The sequence below is a fragment of the Desulfitibacter sp. BRH_c19 genome (assembly GCA_001515945.1).
Classification (GTDB): Bacteria; Bacillota; DSM-16504; order Desulfitibacterales; family Desulfitibacteraceae; genus Desulfitibacter.
The window spans coordinates 204,993-225,017 of the sequence record LOER01000016.1 but is presented as its reverse complement, the minus strand read 5'-3'; the positions used below and the strand labels follow the sequence as shown (position 1 = coordinate 225,017).

The following is a 20,025-nucleotide window of genomic DNA, read 5'->3' as shown; positions in this document are numbered from 1 at the left end:
GCTTGTTTAGAATTTAATTATTTTTCACTATTTTTGCTTATAGTTGGTTACATTTGAAAAATTGGAAGTGGTTCAAAACCTATGTGTATAGTTTTTTATTTTGTATAAAAGGGGGTTTGCTAGATGAGTACGGTTAGTATCTATGAGGAGGTCAAGTATCTCGTTAGAATTGAGGATACTATTCAAGCTTTTTCAGGTGTTGAGCTAAATAAAAAGGGGACCAAGCTGTTTGGAACATGCCCTTTCCATGAAGACAAGTCTCCATCATTGGCAGTCTATCCAAATAAAAATGACTTTTATTGTTTTGGATGTGGTACAGGTGGAGATTCAATAAGTTTTGTGGAAAAGCTCTTAAATATAACGTCATTTGAGGCGGCTAAGGCTATTTCAGATAGATTTAACGTTAATAAAAGTATTGATGTTAATCTTATCAGCAAGATTAATTCAATAAAGGCTAAATATAACCAGGCAAAATTGTTTCAAGAGGAGTGTACTGAAAAATATAAACTGGTAGTAGATACAAAAAAACATATTGAGGATTTAGCTAGGCAAGGGATCTACACTACTCCAGTATTAGTTTCAAAAACTATCCATCTTGAAGGCTATCTTGACATTCTCTTGTTTGGAAACGATAAAGATAAATTGCATTTGCTAAATAGCAAGGATATTGATAAAAACCTCAGTATTATTAGCCTTGAATTAAAGAAGTGTAAAGAAAAAGGGGAGGACTGGACTAAACAAATATTTGTTGAAAGAAATAAACCTATAAATTTTAGAATTCATGAAGCAGATAGATAGTGTTTTCAGTAGTGGCAGCCTAATTTTATAAAGCAAAACTACATTTAGGTCTAGCTCAACCGCTTTTACCTTACCGCCCATAAATCTGGTGTTAATATCTGTGGTCGGCCGGTAAAGTAACGCTAGGTTGTTATAGCAGAAGCTGCCTTTTCTACCCGAGTTTAGCTTTTAGGTCCAGGCAGCATCTGCAGATGAGCTAGTCTACGCAGGATCTTTTGTAAGTATTGCTTTTGGGTCCTGTTTCCTGGGTCTAGCTTACCCGTTCCGCTATGCTAGCAGCAGTTCATGCTATGCTTTGATGTTGCTAGCAAAGCTCCACTAGGTCCTATCTGGCGATGATAGCCATTACTTAAAGGTCTAGGTTGAAGGTCGGCTAACATCGCATGGCAATAGTTTGGTGGATTAGGGAGCCTAAGTCAGGTAGAAATTGGTCCACTTGTTGAAATTCTTTGTTAGTCCATCTCTCCTGGGTCTAGCTCAACCGCTTATACCTTACCGCCCATAACTCTTGTGTTAGTATTTGGGGTCGGTCGGTAAAGTAACGCTAGGTCAAAAGAGCAGCACCTGGTCCATATTGCAGCGAATATATTTCGCAGGCCCAGGAGCTGCTTCTTGTTTGTCTGGAAGTGTAAAATCAAAAAAGATGGGGGTTCATCACATTATTAGTTAAAATCCGTCAGGGTAATTTTCACTTGCGAAAAGCTAAAATCGTGGGCACCTTTACTCTCTTTATAAGACTAGTATAATAATATAGAGTTTGGTGAACATTTGATGGAAAATGTGCCATATCCAAGAATAATAAATTGATACCTTTTTATTCATTTTTTTCTAAAGTCCTAAAGTCTAGGATATATTAAAAGATATTTCCATATTGTAGCAGGAAATGTAATTTTTATGGAGAAATTGTCCTAATGTATACCTTTTAAATCTTAAATATAATCATTTTGTGAAATTATCAAAACATATGTTTTATTAAGATTTAAATGAATTTGTCCATTAACCAGGCATAGATGCCTAGATTAGTCAAAACAGGAAGTGGGTAGTAAGAATGTCAAGAAACATTACTGCTGATAATATACTGAGTAAGTTTCTAGAGCATAAAAAAATTTTATCTCAGCATGAAGAAGAAATTCTAAGTGAGACAGATACTCGTTGTAAAATGATAGATGTTTTATTTAAAAGCGTATTAGGATGGGAAGAGGTCAATATCAAACGAGAGGAATACACTTCTGGAACCGATAAAGTTGGATTTATTGATTACGTTTTTAAGTCAAACAACAATCAATTTCTTGTAGAGGCTAAAAAGAATGGGAATTATTTTAATTTACCAAAATGTAACAAAAAGGCAAAGAGCTACGGCATATTATCTAAAGATAAATTAACTAAAGAAGCGTTACAACAAGCTTATGATTATTGCAAAAATAAAAGAATAAATGTAGGCTGTATCTGTAACGGGTATCAGTTAGCAGTTTTTTTACTGAATTATAATGACAACGATAATGATACGTATATATTTAATGGGCTAGAAGATATAGAAAAAGATATTATAACGTTTATTAATATTTTTAGTCCTCGGTCCGATGCAAATAATACCGTTATAAATATACTTAATACAGCAAATTCTAACATACGTGATCTTCCGCAGTTTACTAAACGTGTATCAGAAAATATTTTTAATGCTGATGCTAAGATAAACAGAAACCCATTAGATTCTTATCTTAGACCCATTTTATATGAATTTTTTTCTGACTTGAATTTTGAAAATGAAATTTCCGATGAGTGTTATTGTAATGACGAAAGGGTAACAAATTATGAAAAGCAGCTTACAGCCCTTATTGTTGATGATCTACCGCGTCTTGGAATTCCAGTACAAGAAGCTGATTATGCATTTGATGAAGATTTTATTAGGAAAGAAGATGACATGTTTAATAGATATGGGATGTCTCAAGTAATGATTATAGTAGGAGGTGTGGGTTCTGGAAAGACTACTTTTCTACATAGATATTTTAAAAGGGTTATACCTCAACCAATAAAAAATAATCTAATTTGGCTATATATAGATTTTACACAGGTGTCAGATGAGAGCATAAATATCGGTTCTTTTATTCTAAGACAATGCTTGGAACAAATTCGTAATCAATACCAAGGATTAAAAATTGATGATTGGGATACTCTTCATGAGATATACAAACCAGAAATTATAAGATTACAAAGGGGTGCCCTAAAGCCTCTGTTTGAAGACAACAAAAAAGATTTCGACATGGAAATTTCCAAATTCTTATGTAAAAAAATTGATGATCAAGTTGTGTTTGCTGAGGATGTAGTTAAGCATATTTCTAGAAGACAAGAAGGGAAGAAATTAATCTGTTTAACAGTTGATAACGCTGATCAAATGAGCGATGAGTTCCAAAAAAAATGTATTATGTCCGCTTTTGAGTTTACAAAAAAATTTAAGAGTCTGGTCCTAATATCGCTAAGGGAAGAATCTTATTGGAAACTTAGAAATATAAAGCCTTTTGATGCTTATCAAAATTTCGCTTATCATATTTCAGCTCCATCAGTTGCTTCCATAATATCTCAACGTATTAAAGTGGCAAGTAAGTATCGTGGTAATGTCGAAATGGAAATTCTTCTAAACGGTATAAAGTATAAAATAAATGTTGGCAAGTTTTTAGAAATTGTTAGTAAATCATTATTTAATAACAAACAAAATCCTAATATTGCATTAATAGAGGCTTTATCAGCTAATAATGTTAGATTAGGGCAAGAGATGCTAATAACCTTGTTAGTATCTGGGCATACAAATACAAGAGAATATATACAGACCTATCTTGCTCAAGGTGATTATACTATTCCATACCATGCACTTCTAAGAAGTATTTCTCTGGGGGACTACAAATATTATCATTCAAATAGAAGTTTACTAATCAATTTATTTGAAATTGAAGACGATGGTTTTTTCTCTCACTTTACAAAGATACGTATTATTAAATTTTTGTATGAACGTAGAAATATAAAATCTAGTGCAGGTAAGGGATTTGCTTCCATTTCAGATATATACCCATATTTTAAGGATATTTGCCTTAATGAGCAGAAATTCAGAATAGTATTAAACCCTTTATTAAGGAACCATTTGATAGAAGCTGATAACGGATACCGTGCAGGAGGCGAAGAGGCAGAATTTGTTCGTGTAACTTCATCGGGTTATTATTATGTTAACTATTTACTTAAGGAGTTTTCCTATTTAGAACGCTTATGTGAAGATACCACGATATCTTCTAATAAACATTTTGAAGAGATTGATAAACTTACCAAAGAAATATTTCTTATAGAGGATTCGGGTTGCGGCAAGAGAGCAGTAATGAAAATACGACTCAAACGTATGGAAGTGTTTTTACAATACCTAGAAAGCCAAGAGAAAGCTGATGAACCATTTATTAATTGTAATGAATTACAGTTTTTAATTATGGACGAAATAATTAGTAATTTTAAAAAGCAGTCAAATAGAATTATCAGTTAGTGTAAAGGAAATATGTAATCCATCAAACGGAGCCATTAAACTATTCCTGCTAGAGTCAATAGGTTATTTAGCCAACACAATATATGATCCATAGTTTCTATAAGATGCCTCTCAAAAACACTAAATGAAAAAACATCAAATACAGATTCCTGGTAATTTCACAGGGGTTTTAATTGTTAATACAGATGATTTCATGCTTTGCTTTTTAACGGATTTTTTTTCGAGGTCATTTTGAATGTCTAGCTCAACCGCTTATACCTTATCGCCCATAACTCTGGTGTTAGTATTCTAGGTCGGCCGGTAAAGTAACGCTAGGTCAAAAGAGCAGCACCTGGTTCATATTAGCTGTAAGTATTTATTGCAGACCCAGGAGCTGCTTTTGATGATCAAATGTTAAAATGGATTGGTTTTTTTTGATCCATAAACCTGATAACACAGTATTGATTGAACAGACTTTATGAAGTTTTATATGGTAAAATAGGACCTACAAGGGCTAACTTTATACCTGAAAAATAATGACATTTGGACCGCTGAGATGTTGTTGATTTTTTCACTCTGTCGTCCTGATGTGGTGAGTTACGGAGATCTAGCTATCCGTAGAGGAATGATGAATTTATACGGTCTTAAGGATTTAACAAAGGAAAAATTTAATAGGTATAGAAAAAGGTATTCACCCTATGGCTCTATTGCATCATTATATCTGTGGGAGCTTTCCGTAGTATAGTTTAACTTATCACTATATCTTAACGAATAATACATTAGTGAGATTAACATGATTATATATTACTCAATGATAGGTATATTGGCATGGAAAATGCGTAATAACCTTCTCAAGAGGTCTTACGCATCCTTGAAATTAATGTTCACTTTCAAGCCGTTTTATTAACATAGCTAAAACTATTCCGTAGATTGAAACTGTAATAAGGTTAGATATAACAGTATCACCTTTGATTGGTGATAAAGGGCTAACGTCATACATATAGGTAATCGCATTTGCTGAAAACCATACAAACAATGAGTAAATAACCCCTTTAGTCAAAAGATAATTACTAGTTACATATTTGATTAAATAAGCAAAAACTATTCCGACAATCCCTGCAAAAAAGATTTGCATTACCAACGCCAGAATGATTTCAAATGTTATTTCGGTTCTATATCCATAAATAAGTACAGATGCCCATTCCCAGTATGTAATTTCAGTAATATTTAATTTATAGGATAAATAATTTAAAAGGTCTAAAATAATACCAGCAAAAGCACCAGCAATAAAACCATTTATAAATCTGTCATGCAATTTCATTAAAGATAACCCCTTCGTATAGTTCTTAATATTATTAATAATAATTAAATAATTGACTCCTCTTAATGCTTAATACTTTGCATTGAAAGTGCATTTGAAAAAATAGTTATAAAGAACAGTAGTAGATAGGAAGTGCAAAATAACGGCTCTTTTTTAGCTACAAATTTGAATTATTAACTATTATTTTGATATTGCTGTATCTTTATCAGGAAACTGTAGATACTTTTGTATAAATGAACTTACTATAATTGACCAAATTAAATAGATAAAATAATAAGCAATTGCTGTGTCATAAGTGCTAAATTTAGCCATATTTCTATCTAGTGCTGGGACAATTGCTAGTTGAAAAAACCATAAAATAAAAGTTAATCCGAGCATTTTTATTTTTGATTCTTCAGGTCCTGTTATCTTATGTACATAAGCAAAAAAAACTCCGAAAACACCACCTAGACCGAAATTTGTTATAAAACCAACAATCCATCGGCCTATGTTCATTGGTTCATCTGGAATGTCTAAGATAAAGCGTGTAGCATATTCTGTAATACTTATAGGTATTATACCTACTAAGTACAACGTCATAGAAATTACAGTTAGAATTATTGTGCCTATGGTGCCAGCAATAAATCCACAAGTCCAAGTTTTAAATTTCATATTAGTTATCATCCTTTAAATAAAAATCTAATAAAAGAGTTTTGTAATATCATTTTTTGTGTAACATCTATCTTCAACAGAAATCAAAAATACTAAAATAACTTTCAAAAGAAAACGCTTACACAATATGTATTATATAAAACTCTATCAATAGTATTATCAGAAATTAAGTTTTAATTCGCATGAATACTAGATGAGACCCTATAAGGAAAGAATGTTCTGCTGAACATTCTCTTTAATAAGGCGTACTAGAAGGATACCATGGTAGTAAAGGATGTGAATTAAGTGGAAAAGGGAAAGGGCAACCATTAAATTTTTGGTAGTCTTGGTTGTAATGATGATAATTTGGAGTATTATTACTATCGTTGATTATAGACAGGTTTGTCATAATTTTGAAAAACCTATTGTTGCAATACCGATCCAAACAGCCGATGATGGTGGCTCAGGTATATATAAAGGGTTGGGATACTCCTTCAATATAAAAGGAAACTTTATGCCAGAATATGAATTTTGGGTGTGACACATGCTAGATTTTATTTGTTTGATAAAATATTAAAGGAAACTGTTAGGAACTAATTCTAAGTTACTATATGATGCGTCTCAAAAACACTAAATGAAAAAATATCAAATGCAAATCCCTGGTAATTTCACAGGGGTTTATTTGTAATACAGATGATTTCATGCTTGCTTCAACAGAGTCCATTGTGAGTTATTTTAAATGTCTAGCTCAACCGCTTATACCTTACCGCCCATACATTGGTGTTATTGTCTAAGGTCGGTCGGTAAAGTAACGCTAGGTCAAAAGAGCAGCACCTGGTCCATATTCGCTGCGAGTTTTTTTAGTAGGCCCAGGAGCTGCTTTTTATGCTTGTAAGGAAGTCAGATCTAAAAAAATGGAGGTACATTACATTGTCAGAACTTTTAAAGGATTATTATGGTAAAATCAGCTTTTTAAGCTGTACAGGCGTAGTTGGTGAAACTATATATTACAAGGATAAAAAATCGTTTGATAAAGAAAAATCCGAAAGTCTTGATTGTGGTAGACCTATAAGTTATGAAGTGTTTAAAAAACAGAAGCTATTAAAAAGCAAGACCAATGAACATCTTATTATTACTGAACGTAAAAAGGATAAAGAGAAAGACAAGGAAAGAGCGGAGAGATAATAGTAAAGATATATTTTTTAATCTAATATGAGAATGTATATTAGGGAAAAACTATAAAAAGGTTTTCTTTTTTACCTATATAAGATTTATCTATAAAAATATATTTAGTTAATAAACAAACAGGAAGGTGTTTGTGTTGAAGAGTAATAAAAATTTGATGAAAACCAGCAGCAAAATTCAAGAATTGTACACAAAGAGGGCTTTGCATTATGAATCTTTGTATATTAATCGTCTTGGATGGGGTAAAGAACTAGATGCATTCTTTCACAATTCTAATTATTTACAAACATCTTTGAAAATTTTAGACGCCGGTTGTGGTACAGGAGTTATTACAAGAACTCTCTATAAAATTGCAGAAGAAAAGGGTTATGAAGGATTAGTATTTCATGCTTTTGACCTTACTCAGGGCATGTTAGACATTTTCCAAAAGCAAATTATAGAGAAAGGAATAAAAAATGTAAAGTTAGAACAGGCTGATGTTTTAAACCCCGATTCACTTCCATCTAATTGGAATGAATATGGCCTTATTATTTCATCAGCCTTATTGGAATACATCCCTAAAGAAAACGTTAATAGCGCATTAAGCAACTTAAAACAATTACTTAAAGATGGGGGTATACTGCTAATTTTTATCACAAGACACAACTTTGTTACTAGCTTGGCTGGTAAGTTTTGGTGGAAGATAAATCTTTTCGAAGAAGATAAATTTATAGCAATACTTCAAAATGTTGGGTTTAATAAGATCGAACAAAAGAACCTTCCTTCTTTGTGGTCGAAGTACATTATGGTATTTGAAGTTAGCTAATGAATAGTATAAATATGATTTGCTCAAATTGAATGTCTAGCTCAACCGCTTATACCTTACCGCCCATACTTTGGTGATAGTATTTGGGGGTTGGTCGGTAAAGTAACGCTAGGTCAAAAGAGCAGCACCTGGTCCATATTAGCTGTAAGTATTTATTGCAGACCCAGGAGCTGCTTTTTTGTGTGTCAGGAAATTATAAACCAACAGCAGGTGATCATTTGATAGTAAATGCATAACAATAGTGATTATAATCGTTATATAATATAATAAATCAACTTGAAGACTAGTCTATTTTTCATAAGGAGTATTAGTAATGATAAAACAATTTACTATATCTAAAATAGATAATGTAATGAAAATTTGGCTTGAAGAGAATATAAAAGCTCATGATTATATATCCGAATATTATTGGATGGAAAATTATGATTCTGTAAAAAGACTATTACCTCAATCTGAAGTTCATATTTATGAAGAGGGTAATGAAATAAAAGGATTTATAGGCATTGTGGACAAATCATATATTGCAGGACTATTTGTATTATACCAGTATCATTGTAATGGAATAGGAAGTAAATTGGTTGAAAAATGTAAGCAAAATTATCCCCTCTTAAGATTAGATGTTTATGCTAAAAACTTGAAAGCGATAAAATTTTATAAAAAGCATGGATTTATAATAGAAAAAGAAAAAGAAAATGAAGATACTAGGAAAACGGAGTATTCAATGGTATGGAAATTGTAAGTGCTGTTTAATTAATTGATTTTAAACAAAGCTAAAGGATGGCCAAAGTGATAGAAATTCATGTAAAGCAACAATATCTGAGCCAACGGTATGTTAATCTTCATCATATATTGGCGCCATACAAAAGAGGAGAAGGCGGACCAAAAAGCTTCTTAGCAGGAGATGGATAGTAGAGAGTAGTTATAGTCAAAAGGTTTATATCATATGCAAAAAATCGTCTAAATAAGTTTCTTCACAGCATTCTTAGGGTTATGTTATACTTGACATAAGAAGTGGGCGAAGCCTACTCTTTTTTAACGGGAAAAATTATATATAAGGATGCCCTTATAAGGCTATTTTTTGTGTAAAAACAATAGAAGGAGTATAAAAGCGTAATAAAAAGCAATATTATTATCAATTCTATGGTAGAATAAACCAAAATAAGGAGGTAGTTTTAAAATTGAAGATATAGCATCCAGCTTTTCAATAGAAAAGCTGAGCTTATTTACGGGGAATTTCTGGATGACAACAATCTTCAGCCTGGGTAGGGTTATTTATTTTACCGTAAAAAGAGGGCTGAGTGATTTTGGGAAAAAAGCAAATCTGAGCAATATTAATATTGAATATCAATATCTTAATACACATAGTATATACTATCATGCATTATAGATACCTACTGTCTGCTTAAAACATAATAATAAAGAAAGGATTTTTTGTATGTTATGGGAAAACAGATGTTTAATGCTTTTTCCAGATGACTTAGTTCAGTTAAAAAAAGAAGTGAAGCAAGATGTGGACTTAATGGTGCTTCTTGAAAAACAATTTCAGCTGTTAGGTATTACTGTAAATGATATTGATGAAATCCAAGCCTTTTCAAATAATCTGGTCCCATATGAGAAATTAATATTATCTATGATTGAACTGATAAGTCCATCTTCATGAATCAAAGATTGTATCCTTATAATTCCATAGCAGGAAAAACTCAGAATTATGTCGAAATAGCTCTTAGACTAATTTTGGGGGAAATTATATTGAAAACAATTAATAGTATTTATAGAATTATGAAATTGGGATCTCATGAATTTGAACCTTTTATCCGATATATACGATTCCCTTATTATAAACAATTAGCTGAAGGGGAAAGAATAGATTTTGAGTTTCCTTTTACTGCATTAGTAGGAGCTAATGGGTGTAGTAAAAGTTCTGTACTACAAGCTTTATACGGATGTCCGGGAGGAAATAATACTGGTATTTTTTGGTTTTCAACTGACGTTGATGTAATTCGTGAAAAGAGTTATCCAAATTGTTTTATTTATGGTTATTGGTCTAAAAATCCTGAGGATATAGTTGAAGTTATAAAGACAAGAATAAATAAAAAAGATAAACCGGATTATTGGGAACCTTCACGTCCTATTGTAAACTATGGAATGAAGAAATTACCTAAAATTAATAAATCTACTAATATGGAAGACAGAACCAAGACACGTTGGAGGGCTATTAAAAAAGATGTTTTATATTTAGATTTTAAATCTGGGATAGGTGCTTTTGATAAATTTTTTTGGCATGGCATGTTTAATAAAACAGAAACTCTTAAAACAAAACAGGATTATATACGGCATAAAGCAAAACTTTTACGGAGGGTAATTAATGATAATTCGAAAAGTTACAAGTATTTCAAGAAAGAAAAAATAAAGAAGAATGTTTTATTGTCAAAAAAAGCTTGTGAAGTGGTAAGTAGTATATTAGGGGCTGAATACAAAGAAATTAGGTTAGTTGAGCATTCTTTTTATGGTAATCTTACTGCTCCGAGTGTTATTCTTAATAAAAAGGGTTTACAATATTCCGAAGCTTTTGCAGGAAGTGGAGAAACAGCTGTAGTGGTTTTAGTACATTCAATTATGAATGCCTCAGAGAAATCATTGATTTTATTGGACGAGCCAGAAACATCTTTACATCCAAAAGCACAACAAAAGTTACAAGCTTTTTTATTGGAGCAAATTAAGAAACATAAACATCAGATTATTATATCAACACATTCCCCGACTATGATTAGAAACCTGCCACCCGAGGCCATTAAAATTATGTATTTGGAATCAGATGACATTAAAGGGGCTAAAATCAGAGTAAGGCCGCGTGCGTATCCAGAAGAAGCGTTTAATGTCATTGGAAATACGGATGCTAATAAAATAAAGATTTATGTTGAAGATAATTTGACTAAAGCTTTTGTAGATGTTTATATTGAAAAGTTAAAAAGTAATTTGAAAAATTTTGTTGAAGTCATATATATTCCTGGTGGAGCTGATAGCATAATAAAGTACTCCGTTAGTGATGCAGTAGCCACGTCAGATATAAATACGATTTTTATTTTTGATGGTGATAAACATTGGCCGAATAGAGAACCTATTAATCAAGAATACAGGAAAAAATTGTCTAATTATATGGTTAATGGGAAGGTTGATGAGGCAAAAATTCCAGAAGCAGATAATGAAATATTGTCAGATATTGTAAAAGAACTGGTAGGTTGTGAAATACATTTGTATTTAGACGGGAATCCATTGACTGGAAGTGATGGAACTAAAAAGATTAAACAACTTCGAGATTTTTTAAAGTTTTGGACACAGTATGTTTATTTTTTTCCTGGCAAGCAGCCGGAGAAACTACTATATAAAAGTATTAGTGATGAAGATAGGAAGCATTATTTTAAGGACATAGATAATATAGAATCTGTTGACTGGAAGGAGTATTTTAAGAAAAAAACAGAAAAAGAGCTCGCAAAAACTAAAGTGAGTTCAACAGAGATATTAACAATTCAAAGGCAGATTATTGCAAAATTTCAAGATCAATGTGAAGTGTTTAAATTAATAAATGATATAATAGATATTCACTTTAATAATAGAAATGTTTAATATTGGGGGGGAGAATTTTGATTAAAGTCTACGATTTTTTCTCGGGCTGTGGTGGAGCTAGTTATGGTTTTAAAAAATCAGGCATGCAGATAGCCCTAGGATTAGATAATAATTTGTATGCTGCTGAAACATTTATGCTAAACTTCCCCGAAGCAGGTTTTATTAAAGAAGATATACGAAAAATTAAAGTACAAGATATTGAGCCGTATTATGATAATAGTATGGCGACTTTGTTTTGTGGGTGTGCTCCTTGTCAGCCTTTTTCAAAACAAAATAAATATAAAAACAGCAATGATGAACGTATAAATTTATTAAGTGAATTTGGTCGTTTTATAGAATATTATTTACCGGATTACATATTTGTGGAGAATGTGCCTGGTATACAGAACTTTTCAATAGAAATGAGCCCTTTGGCAGACTTTTGTGACTTATTAAGTAAATTAAAATATACTCAACCACTTATTAGTATTGTAGAGGCATCAAGGTATGGCGTACCACAAAGAAGAAAAAGACTTATTGTTATGGCAAGTAAAAGCTATAATATAGAATTACCTCCATTCACACATGGAGATGGGACAAGTAACCCTGATTATTCTACTACAGGAGATTGGATTATGAACTTGTCAACATTACGGGCGGGTGAAGTTGATCGCAATGATCCTGATCATTGTGCAGCCTCATTATCCGAAATGAATCTAAAGCGTATAAGAGCAACTACTGAGGGCGGGAGCAGGCAGGATTGGCCTAAAGAATTATGGCTTGATTGTCATAAAAATCATAGTGGGCATAGTGATGTATATGGTAGGTTGTCATATAGTAAAACTGCAAGTGCAATTACTACAAAGTGTCTAAGTTACTCTAACGGCAGGTTTGGACATCCGGTTGAAGATCGTGCAATAAGTGTTAGAGAAGCTGCTTGTTTACAAACATTTCCCCGCACTTATAGTTTCTGTGGTTCAATGATATCAAAAGCAAAACAAATTGGGAATGCTGTGCCCCCTCTTATGGCTAAGTGTTTTGGAAAAGTTTTTGTTGAGCTTGAACAACGTCACAAGGAAACTGAAAAAGCTGAAGCAAATTGAGCTATACTTTACTGAATGGTTACCATAGGAGTGTGCTACTAGTGCTATTGTGTGGGTTAATATAGTAGCAAATTTTATATGTAAGTACTTAAGCAATAACAATAAAAGCCTTTTTTATCAAGACTTTTTTTTATCTTATATAAGCTATTCGTCGGAATACGGATACTTTTTGATGCTATTTGCGGTCATGGTAATCGAAATCTCTCTAAAGAGGATTATAATTCTTTGTGGCAAAGTGTCTATAAGATGTGCATCAAAATCCTCTCTAAAAAAGGAGAAGTTTTCTGCCCTACAGCACAACAGCTTGTAGATGTTCTAGTACAGATGATATCATGCTTGCTTTTTAACGGATTCTTTCGAGGTCATTTTGAATGTCTAGCTCAACCGCTTATACCTTATCGCCCATAACTTGGGTGTCAGTATTTAGTGTCGGTCGGTAAAGTAACGCTAGGTTAAAAGAGCAGCACCTGGTCCATTTTGCAGCGAATATCTTTCGCAGGCCCAGGAGCTGCTTTTTTGTATGTCAGGAAGTTAAACCAAAAATGAATGGAGGTCGTTATATTGTTAGGTAAAATTCGCCAGGGTAAATCTTGCTTGCGAAATGCCAAAATTATGGATACATCTCACAGCCTAATAGAGAAGCAAAAACCATAGTTCTTTAATGCAGGATAAGCGAGGCCACGCCTCGGGCCACACACACCTGGCAAAGCCAGGTGGGAGAACAAAAATAAGGGACCACAACTTGTACCACGGTGTGGTCTGTTTGTGGTCTCTTTAAATGTAATTATTTTACAATGAAAGGAGGTTAAAATATGCAAAGGTTGAGTGAAATAGTAAAAGTTAGACTTACAAGAGAGACCTTTATAAAGGTCAAAAAAGAGGCTGAAAAGCAAGATACTACAGCTAGTGAACTAACAAGAGATATTATAGAAAACTTCTTCAAAACAGAAAATGCAAAAGATAGTATTCCAGAAATCGAAGATGCTTTCCGACGGGTTCTGCAGCCATATATAGACAGACTAGCTGGTCTAACAGTTCACGCTGGTATTGCTGCAGGAACTTCAGCTTGGCTTAATAGAGCTGTCTTAAAAATGGTAGCTAATCAAGATGTAGATACAATAGATGCTTGGAACCAAGCGGTAGCCAAATCAAAGGCAAATTTAAAGAGAGGAAAAATGCTGGAAGAAACGACTGAAAAGGACTAATAAGAAGGTTTAAAAATTAATTTTTGTGCGACATGAAAGGAGAATTAATATGTCAGATAATAATGTAAAAGTTAAATATTACAATTCGGTATTAAGGAGATTAGAGAAGATTAAAAGACATTGTATGAAGTTTCCTAACAGATACCATAAATTAGAAGGTCTTAGATATAGTGGTTTGTTAAATGGACAAAAAAAATATTTTTTTAAGGATTATTTAACTGATAAGGAACTGAAAGAACTTAAAGAAAAATATAATGCGGAGGATTTCCAAATAAAGTTTCGTTGGTGTACTACTAATTGGCTTGAAAGAAAAGGGCTCGAAATAAGTCTTTTGTATATAGTATCTATATAAGCGAATAGTCGCATTTCATTAGACTAAATGACGTAATTGAAACTGTATGTTAGGTTAGACTTCATAAATATATAAGGCAGGTGAGGTTATGAAGCATGAAGCACCAATATTCGTAAAGGTGAAATTTAACTTAAACAATCCAAAGGACAAAGGACATATAAAATATATTGCTAATCGACCAGGTGTAGAAAAAATAAAATTATCCTCTGATGCTGCACATATTCAGTATGCAGGAAATCGGCCAAAAAGTACTGGGTTATTTGGACCAGATGTAGCTAATCCTCCTATAATGGATCAGGCCATTAGAGATTTAGAGGCAAAAATAAGTCCATTATCATGGAGATTAGTAATTAGCCTAAAAGAGGAAGATGCTAGGAAATTAGGTTATTTAGGAAGGCACTCATGGGAGGATTTAACCAGGAGAAACATGGAACACTTTACAAAAGCAATAGGTTTGCAGTACGAACAAATCAATTGGGTTGCAGCACATCATCCTGAACAAGGCCATCCACATGTCCATGTACTAGCTTATCCTTCTGGTGGAGCCCCAAACAGGAGAGGGCAGTTATCAAATATTGAGCTCAAAGCTTTTAGACGAGGTGTGGCACATGAAATCTTTGGACAGTATAGAACAGAGTTAAACATAGAAAAAACTCTAGCTAGAAATAGCATGATAGAGGCTACTAAAGAAGCAATTGCTGATCTTAAATATATGGAAAAAGTAGCGGAATTAGAAATGCAAGCAGCTGATCCAATTGGTGAAAAGCTTTCTCCAAAGTTTAGCAAAGAGGATTTAAATGAACTATCGATCAAACTTGGTTCATTAGCAAGTAAAATGCCAAGTAAAGGCAGGGTAGCACTTGCTTTTATGCCAGAAGATGTTAAACAAGAAGCTAGAGCAATTGCTGATATGATGCTAAAAAAACCGCAGATCAAAGAAACCATAGAACAATATGAAAAGGCTACCAGGGAGTTAACCAGAGTATATACTTTATCAAAAGACAAATCTGACGAGGCCTGGGGTAAAGCTTATAACGACATAAGAGATAGAATTGCAAATCAAATACTAAGAGAGGCAGGTACAATCAATAAACAGCAGCAAAAAACTGGCAGATCAATTCATAAGGACACAGGACAAACTATTTCTAGAAGTGCTTATAGGGGTATATTTAAAGCATTAGACAGAGAAAGACTTAAAGTAGAAGCACAGGCAGAGCTAGCAAAACTACAAGAAGTTAGGAATGTTGCAAGAAAGGAAAATATTAAGAAGAAGCTTGAAATGGGAATGACAGAAGAAGAAGCATATAAACAAGATGAGATGTAACGCTAAAAGGCGTTTTTTTTATTTTGATGGGAGGTTAAAAAATATGGGAAATAAGGCAAGTAGAATTGAAGCTGCAGTAGCTGAAGAGAAAACTTTAAAAAGAGATGGTATATTCACAACCATATGGTTCCCCAGAGTAAAGGTAATTGGAAAGCTAGTATATATTAACGACAAAAATACGCCAAGTGGATTTGTTGAATGTAGATCTCCAGATGAAGCTCATATAAAAAGCTGTAATTTGGTGAAAGTATTAGGGGGTAGAGTGAATGACTACTTCTGTTGATGTATAAGCGTAAGGTGCAGTATATGCTTCTGTTGACATGGTATTTATATATGTAATCTTTTAAATTGTAGCATATTACATTACATTATCTTACCTTATATTACCTTACATACCATGATGTAAGATAATATAAGTTTTCAGGTTAAATTGGGAGGTGTTAAAATTCAATGAACCATAGTAAAGAAGTACTTAATCTATTAGCCAGTAAAATTTCTACGAACAGACAAATTCTAGGTGTGCTACAAACAATTATAAATTTAGAAGCTGAAAACAATGGACCAATAATTAAAAAGAAAATTTATGAGAACAGTCCATATTCTCCAAAGGTAGTAGATAATGCAGTAAGTTTTCTTGAAGGTGGCCTGTTGTTGGATCATGTTAGTTACGGTACTAAACACGAGTATAGCTTAACTGACAATGGGCGTGAGGTTGCTAAAATAATATATAGGGGGTCTAAATAATGTCTTATGTTAAAGGATATCTAAATAGCAGAATTAAATATCATGGAAGAAAAAATACTCGAATAAGTGGTAAATTTTCTTTTGTTGGTATGGGGCTAATGGGGAGTAGAGTAGTAGATACTATTGCACAGCTTAAAGATAGTGAGGACAGACCTTATTATCCTACACTTGCAATAAATACAAATGTTCAGGATTTAGATAGCATTGAAAATTGTAAAAACAAACTTGCTTTGAAGGGTTATGAAAGAGGGGCAGGACGTGATCCAAGGATCGGTTATAAAGCATTGGTTGAAAATGAAGCTGAAGTAAAATCAAGATTAAAGCATATTGCTAGTGATCAGGATATGGTATTTATTATAGCGGGTCTTGGCGGTGGTACTGGCACGGGAAGTATTTTATCAATTATGAAATGGGCAAGTGAAATACAAGAATATTTTGGTGTTAATTTTGGGCTAATAATTAGTATTCCTCGAAAGAGAGATAAAAGAGTTGAAAATGAAAATGCGTTAGCTGTTTTAGCAAAACTAAATGACATTGTTAGTGAATTACCTATCATTATTATTGACAACGAATTACTCTATAATGAATATAAAGCTAAAAGAGAAAAAGGTGAAATTGGACCTGGTATTGATTGGACTTCTGATAGTAATCTAACTGTAGCTAGTTTAATACATCAATTAAACCTTATTACCTCTTTTAAACCATATGGTAATAAGCATTTTGATGGACAGGAGTTATTACGTGTATTAAATGTGGGTGGTTGTATTACTTTTGCTAGAGCTGATTTAACACTAAGTGAGTTCAAAGACAATAATGCTCTTATAGCGAAAATATTAGAGAGTATTGATAACGGTGTTGTGGCTGGTGGATATAACTACAAAGCTGAGGCTAAATCTATTGGTTTCAGTGTCATCTCTCCTGCAAACAAGTCAGATCAAGTGCTTGATATACTTGCAATGGAAGCCTTAGAAGATAGTATTAATAAATTACTACCTCATGCTGATACATTCTGGGGTACATATATAGACCAAAATGAAACAGATAAAGTGTATGTGTTTAGTGTAATATCAGGCATGGGTTTACCAAACAGGATTGAAGAAATAGTAGAATATGTAAGGACTTCTAATAATACAGAGACTAGGATCAAATATTTGGATATTGGTGAAGTTAATTTGTCTCAAAAACTAAAACCAAAAACCTTGGATATAGATAATCCTTTTGACCAAGAAGAAAATAATTCATTTAAAGGTGGTGCTACTGACTTAGATTTTGAAGATGAAAAAACAGCTAAAAATCCAGGGTTAAATCTTAAAAATATACCTGCTTGGTTAGAATAGTCACCTTTAACAGGCGTATTCATATTTATCTAATGATTAATAAAGATTGATAGATAGAAAGGAGCTAAGAAAAGATATGCCACTAAAATTAATAGTAGGATTTGTTTTGCTGCCTTTTCTGTTCTGGAAAAAGGTTTTTTTTATTATAGGCAAGATTTTGGGACCGCTGTTTGAAAAAAGAATATTAACAATTCCAAGGATAATAGTGCTGTTGTTAGTGCCACTATTTTTCATTGCTAGTTTTATAGGAAGTGTACCAATATTATATATACCAAAAACAATTTTACCTGTTCTCCAGCCAGAAATGACTTGGGAGCAGGTTTTTTCTTATTTAAACAGCGATAACCCAGTTACAGGTGAAAATATCTGGTTTGAAATGACTATTAAACTGTGGAAAGATAGGCCACCTCAATTTTGGTTATCACAAATACCTTTAGCTGGTGCATTGCTTGCATTAGCTTTTATTTTCTGGCGTACAGGTTGGCCCTTTGAAAAATCTATTAGGGCCAGTAAAGATCATACACATGGTAGTAGTAGATGGAGAAAAACTAGTGAATATAGATCTACCCTAAATCAAACAAAATGTAGCGAGCCTGACAAGGCAGGTATTGTAGTCAGCTCAAAAGGGAAAAATGCGTTGGTTACTAATCCAGATGCAGGTAACCCTCATACTCTAATTATTGGTGCTACTAGGAGTGGAAAGTCCAGGCGTGTTATTATGCCTTCTATTTGGAGTATTGGACATAACAAAGAAAGTATGATTGTTACTGATCCAAAAGGTGAGATTTACGAACATACTGCGGCTTGGCTAGAAAAGAAGGGTTACGAAGTAATTCTTCTGGACCTTTTAAATCCTAAAGAAGGTAATAAATATAATCCATTATCTAAGGTGCTTATTAACCTAGAAAGGGGGGATGTAGAGGAAGCTTCAAGAGAGGCTTGGGAAATAGGCAATATTTTAGCCTGGGCGTACGGAACAGGCAATGATCCTATCTGGCCGCAGGCAGAAGAAAGCCTTATTGCTTCACTTTGTTTGGCAACAGCAATTAACGCTCCAGAAGATGCTAGACACATGACATCAGCCTATAGAATACTTACACAGCTTGGGGCAGATGGAGGAGAATTGCTAGATGGTTGGTTTAAGTCAATGGATGGAAATGACATAGCTAGAATGGCTTATGGAACTGCAGCACTATCAGAAAGTAGAACAAGGAGTAGTATCTATACAGGCACGTCAGCTCATCTAAGATTATTTGCAGATCCAAGTATTGCTATGATGTGCAGCGAAAGCGATTTTAATCCGGATGAGGCAGGTATTAAACCTATGGCTATATTTATCAAGATGCCTGATGAAGCAGGAGCCAGAAGGCAAATAGCTTCTCTATTTGTTAATCAAGCATACGCTGGTCTTGCCAATGTTGCCCGAGATAATGGAGGTAAACTTCCTGTACCTGTTTGGTTTTTGTTAGATGAATTTGGGAATATAGGTAAATTACCCAATCTTGCGGAAAAGTTGACTGTTGCAGCAGGAAGAGGAATCAGAATAATTCTAGCAATACAAGCAAAAGCACAGTTAGAGCATGTCTATGGTAAACAAACTGCCGAAATAGTTTTAGGGAATTGTGATACTTGGATATATCTTAGAACTGCAGATAATGATACCGCAAGGGAAATTAGCAATAAGGTTGGTAAATACACCGTTGTAACTAAATCTATACAAAAGAATAAATACAGACCGTCCGAATCGGAAGGCTCGACAGGAAGAGCACTATTAACCCCTGATGAGGTTTTAAGATGGGAAATAGGAAACTGTCTTTTGCTTCAAGCCGGTCAGTTCCCTGCTAAAATACCAATTCAAGACATGAGTTCATGGCCAGGATTAAGCGAAGTGTTTAGACCTGCTACAAAGAAAGCTAAGAACAGGACATATAAGAATGTGACAACATGGGTACCAAATATTGTTTTTAAAGATGAGAAAGATACTGGAATAGAAGAACCAAAACTAAAGAATAAAACGGAAGGAGGTTATTTTTAAATGGTAAAAATTACTCTAAAAAATTGCGATCTTATGACTGAAAATGAAGTGCCAGAAGAAGTGATTATACCTGTAAAAGAAGAT

Annotated in this window: 18 protein-coding genes; 16 read left to right on the top strand and 2 right to left on the bottom strand. The window is 33.3% G+C overall.

Going from position 1 to position 20,025, the window contains the following annotated elements; translation table 11 throughout:
* Positions 1-123: 123 nt before the first annotated feature.
* The gene (locus APF76_04800; GenBank protein ID KUO52357.1) at positions 124-798 is read left to right on the top strand and encodes a hypothetical protein; all 675 of its coding nucleotides are present in this window, start codon (positions 124-126) and stop codon (positions 796-798) included.
* Between the two features lie 1,048 nt (positions 799-1,846).
* The gene (locus tag APF76_04795; protein KUO52356.1) at positions 1,847-4,318 is read left to right on the top strand and encodes a hypothetical protein; all 2,472 of its coding nucleotides are present in this window, start codon (positions 1,847-1,849) and stop codon (positions 4,316-4,318) included.
* An 856-nt stretch (positions 4,319-5,174) separates the two neighbouring features.
* On the opposite strand, the gene APF76_04790 is transcribed toward APF76_04795, so the two are convergent.
* Both APF76_04790 and APF76_04785 read right to left on the bottom strand, forming a co-directional pair.
* Positions 5,175-5,618 (bottom strand): hypothetical protein, encoded by a 444-nt coding sequence (locus tag APF76_04790; protein ID KUO52355.1) that lies wholly within the window; start codon positions 5,616-5,618, stop codon positions 5,175-5,177.
* A 180-nt stretch (positions 5,619-5,798) separates the two neighbouring features.
* Positions 5,799-6,269, bottom strand: a complete 471-nt coding sequence (locus APF76_04785; GenBank protein KUO52354.1) for a hypothetical protein — start codon at positions 6,267-6,269, stop codon at positions 5,799-5,801.
* A gap of 334 nt (positions 6,270-6,603) precedes the next feature.
* On the opposite strand from APF76_04785, the gene APF76_04780 reads away from it, so the two are divergent.
* The 14 genes from APF76_04780 to APF76_04715 all read left to right on the top strand — a co-directional run bounded on the left by APF76_04780 (position 6,604) and on the right by APF76_04715 (position 19,941).
* Positions 6,604-6,789 carry a hypothetical protein gene (locus tag APF76_04780; protein ID KUO52353.1) on the top strand — a complete coding sequence of 62 codons (186 nt, stop codon included), beginning with the start codon at positions 6,604-6,606 and terminating at the stop codon, positions 6,787-6,789.
* A gap of 344 nt (positions 6,790-7,133) precedes the next feature.
* Entirely contained in the window at positions 7,134-7,433 is a 300-nt protein-coding gene (locus APF76_04775) for a hypothetical protein (protein ID KUO52352.1), read from the top strand.
* A 133-nt stretch (positions 7,434-7,566) separates the two neighbouring features.
* Positions 7,567-8,238 carry a hypothetical protein gene (locus APF76_04770; protein KUO52351.1) on the top strand — a complete coding sequence of 224 codons (672 nt, stop codon included), beginning with the start codon at positions 7,567-7,569 and terminating at the stop codon, positions 8,236-8,238.
* Between the two features lie 313 nt (positions 8,239-8,551).
* A complete protein-coding gene (locus APF76_04765; GenBank protein KUO52350.1) occupies positions 8,552-8,977 on the top strand; it encodes an acetyltransferase in 426 nt (141 codons plus the stop codon).
* 696 nt (positions 8,978-9,673) lie between these two features.
* Complete coding sequence (locus APF76_04760) at positions 9,674-9,898, top strand: hypothetical protein (GenBank protein ID KUO52349.1); 225 nt, start codon at positions 9,674-9,676, stop codon at positions 9,896-9,898.
* A gap of 89 nt (positions 9,899-9,987) precedes the next feature.
* Positions 9,988-11,862 carry a hypothetical protein gene (locus APF76_04755; protein ID KUO52348.1) on the top strand — a complete coding sequence of 625 codons (1,875 nt, stop codon included), beginning with the start codon at positions 9,988-9,990 and terminating at the stop codon, positions 11,860-11,862.
* A 20-nt stretch (positions 11,863-11,882) separates the two neighbouring features.
* Positions 11,883-12,944 carry a cytosine methyltransferase gene (locus tag APF76_04750; GenBank protein KUO52547.1) on the top strand — a complete coding sequence of 354 codons (1,062 nt, stop codon included), beginning with the start codon at positions 11,883-11,885 and terminating at the stop codon, positions 12,942-12,944.
* A gap of 812 nt (positions 12,945-13,756) precedes the next feature.
* The gene (locus APF76_04745; protein ID KUO52347.1) at positions 13,757-14,149 is read left to right on the top strand and encodes a hypothetical protein; all 393 of its coding nucleotides are present in this window, start codon (positions 13,757-13,759) and stop codon (positions 14,147-14,149) included.
* Between the two features lie 49 nt (positions 14,150-14,198).
* Positions 14,199-14,501, top strand: a complete 303-nt coding sequence (locus tag APF76_04740; GenBank protein ID KUO52346.1) for a hypothetical protein — start codon at positions 14,199-14,201, stop codon at positions 14,499-14,501.
* A gap of 88 nt (positions 14,502-14,589) precedes the next feature.
* Entirely contained in the window at positions 14,590-15,825 is a 1,236-nt protein-coding gene (locus tag APF76_04735) for a hypothetical protein (protein KUO52345.1), read from the top strand.
* A 43-nt stretch (positions 15,826-15,868) separates the two neighbouring features.
* Complete coding sequence (locus tag APF76_04730; GenBank protein ID KUO52344.1) at positions 15,869-16,108, top strand: hypothetical protein; 240 nt, start codon at positions 15,869-15,871, stop codon at positions 16,106-16,108.
* A gap of 167 nt (positions 16,109-16,275) precedes the next feature.
* Entirely contained in the window at positions 16,276-16,569 is a 294-nt protein-coding gene (locus APF76_04725; protein ID KUO52343.1) for a hypothetical protein, read from the top strand.
* The gene (locus APF76_04720) at positions 16,569-17,906 is read left to right on the top strand and encodes a hypothetical protein (protein KUO52342.1); all 1,338 of its coding nucleotides are present in this window, start codon (positions 16,569-16,571) and stop codon (positions 17,904-17,906) included. Before APF76_04725 ends, APF76_04720 begins: the two co-directional genes overlap by 1 nt.
* A gap of 76 nt (positions 17,907-17,982) precedes the next feature.
* Positions 17,983-19,941 (top strand): hypothetical protein, encoded by a 1,959-nt coding sequence (locus APF76_04715; GenBank protein KUO52341.1) that lies wholly within the window; start codon positions 17,983-17,985, stop codon positions 19,939-19,941.
* The last annotated feature ends 84 nt before the right edge of the window (positions 19,942-20,025 follow it).